Source organism: Acinetobacter endophylla (assembly GCF_053543775.1).
In genome coordinates this window covers 1-1,222 of record NZ_JBLVOM010000028.1, presented here as the reverse complement: position 1 = coordinate 1,222, position 1,222 = coordinate 1, and the positions used below count along the sequence as shown (strand labels likewise).

General features: G+C 45.9%; 2 protein-coding genes. Both read right to left on the bottom strand.

Annotated features, from left to right (window positions below; translation table 11 throughout):
• Positions 1-65: 65 nt before the first annotated feature.
• Positions 66-641 carry a DUF1788 domain-containing protein gene (locus ACNPNW_RS03410; RefSeq protein WP_004281985.1) on the bottom strand — a complete coding sequence of 192 codons (576 nt, stop codon included), beginning with the start codon at positions 639-641 and terminating at the stop codon, positions 66-68.
• A gap of 16 nt (positions 642-657) precedes the next feature.
• Positions 658-1,221: a DUF1819 family protein gene (locus ACNPNW_RS03405; protein WP_448766527.1), complete on the bottom strand. Its 564-nt coding sequence runs from the start codon at positions 1,219-1,221 to the stop codon at positions 658-660.
• Position 1,222: the final 1 nt, after the last annotated feature.

The window sequence follows — 1,222 nt, the reverse complement described above, 5'->3', positions numbered from 1 at the left end:
GTAAAAAAGTTCTTTAATGTTCATCTCAATCCATTCCCCCGAATTCTTATTTCTATTTGCCGTGTTTAAGGCACTAATCTGAATGCTCTGTAGTAATTATTGCTTGGAATTTTTCCAAATAAACTCATCGCTTGACCGTCGTAATAACCTGGGTAAAACAGCACCACTGGCTTATGCCCCAGTAACGAATGCAAACTATTCAATAAGTGATGGGCACGTAACAGTGGCCAAACCGACCCAACCCCAGTCATCAACACAATATCTTGCGCATTGGTGGCATATTTACTCACCAGATACGGCGCGAACTTATCCATATGCAGTGGGCCCTTTAAGGCTTTGAGCAGCGCTTCATCGCCTTTGGCTTTTTGCATTTGAATGGCTTTATCGATGAAGTTACGCTCAGCCAGATAATCCACCACGGCTTGCAGCAGGTTGATATTCACCACCTTCAGCTGACTGTGTTTTTTCTCCAGCATCCCGTCTAGAAAATGCAGATATTCGCGCACTTTCAACTCATCTTCAGGTGCATAATCAAAAATCCAGAAGCCAATTTCATTACCCAATCCTTGTCCAGTGAGAAACTCAGTGGAAAGAATTCGCTCTGGAATCTGGTTCAGACGCTCATGTATTTTTTGACTCATTGCTGCCCCTCTACAACTAACGCGTCCATACCGACACTTCCATAGATCTTTTAATGCGTTGTTTATAATGTTCTTCCAACAGGCTACGCAGTTCTGCTCTGACGATCACGCGCTGCAACTCCAGCTTACGGGTACTTTTTAAGTAACCGGCTTCTGCCAGCATGCGAAACACCACCTGCCCCATTTTTTTCTTGCTGGACTCTTTCCAATCACAGATATCCGGATCGCGTTGTGAGCGTTCATCCAAAAAATCTGACCAGATATAACTGTCCAAGTGTTGCGCCTGGGAGATATAGGCATCCCTCATCACCGTTTCCATAAACTCAAGCAGCAACAGGTTGCGTTCCAGTGCGCCACAAAAAGCCACCTGGGTCGCCAGCTCATCATCCCCATCACGCAAAGCTTTCCAGAAATCAGGCTCTAAGCGCTCAAGACGCTTACGAATGGCAGTGGCGTTACGTTGGGCTGAAGCAGGCGTTCTTTTTTGCAGAATATTGTCAATCTGAATTGCCTGATGCCATTGTTCTGGAGTCGCTTCTCGTAATAACAGATCCGCGATCAGCCGGCTTTCACGCACCATC